At 33.2% G+C, this 1,149-nt stretch carries 1 protein-coding gene; it reads right to left on the reverse strand.

The genetic code is table 11. The features are described 5' to 3' along the window. On the reverse strand, positions 1-1,021 hold a 1,021-nt coding region (locus MXE38_RS12365; RefSeq protein ID WP_246915518.1), incomplete at its 3' end, for a hypothetical protein. Positions 1,022-1,149: the final 128 nt, after the last annotated feature.

The raw sequence follows: 1,149 nt of genomic DNA on the forward strand, positions 1-1,149 counted from the left end.
TTAGTAAAGCCTTTATGATATTGCCTGTTACACAGGATGGTATGTTGGTTAAAATAAAGCCACACTTACCTTTATGAGGATCAAAAAATCTTATTATGCGAACAATAATATTGTTTTGCATCATTTTTGTATTGCCCTTAGAATCCACAAAGGCAGTTTTATCCTTGCCTTTAAGAGCAACCTTCATATCAATATTGAGGGTTTCTGGTAAATTTTTAACGCTTTTAACTGTTTTTCCAACTAAGCTTTTATCAATAATTCCATTTACTTTTGCTTCTAAAATCGTACCCGAAGTATTTGAGTAGCCCTTAATAATAAGTAATGCTCCTGCCTTTGTAGCTTCATCGAACAATTCATACTTTATAAATCCTGCATCACAAATATGGATGCACCCTTTTTGAAAAACTAGATAGTTACGCTCATTTGCTGTTGCGCTAGTTATTGTTAAAGAGGTTATAGTCTCGGCAGTTAGACTTAAGGCTGTTTGCAATCCCATTTGAGCTGATTGCTTTGATGACGATTTTCTTGTAGCAGGAAAATCATTGCATAGAGAGCTATGTACTATTTTGTAGCAGCCATCATGTAAGACTATATCGCTTATCTCAAATCCTAAACAATTAGATAGCTCAGATTTAAGCTCACATATTTTTTCACGATTTGAATCAAAAGGATGTTTTAATAACTTCTCAAAGACCGTACGCATCAAAACGGTTAATCCTGGCTTATATATTTGAAAATCAACATCTTTTGCAGAGACTTTTGCACCACCAAGCTCAGGATATTTTTCAATGTATAAGTTGTAATAAGAGGCTATTTCGCAAATATCAAAGCCATTATCTTGACCGTCTGAAACATTTCGAATCGAACATAAAGTTAAAAGAGCCATAATAAGAGCTTCAGGACATAACTTACGCACTCTTTCTATAAAGCCGACTTCCTTAGAAAGTTGTCTTATATCAAATGATTTGATGATATTAAAAAGTTCTTGAGTTTTTGCTGGAAGTAATTGACAATTGAGCATGGCATAACTCCTTTTTTTATGATGTTGTTTAGTTATGCCTCCTATCATACACAAAAATTTCTCCCCTCTCATAATTAGTTATTTATCAGATTTTTTATCTTTACCGTTCTTAATTAGGAAATCATGAG

Origin of the sequence: Anaerobiospirillum sp. NML120448 (assembly GCF_023050945.1) — a bacterium.
GTDB lineage: Bacteria > Pseudomonadota > Gammaproteobacteria > Enterobacterales > Succinivibrionaceae > Anaerobiospirillum.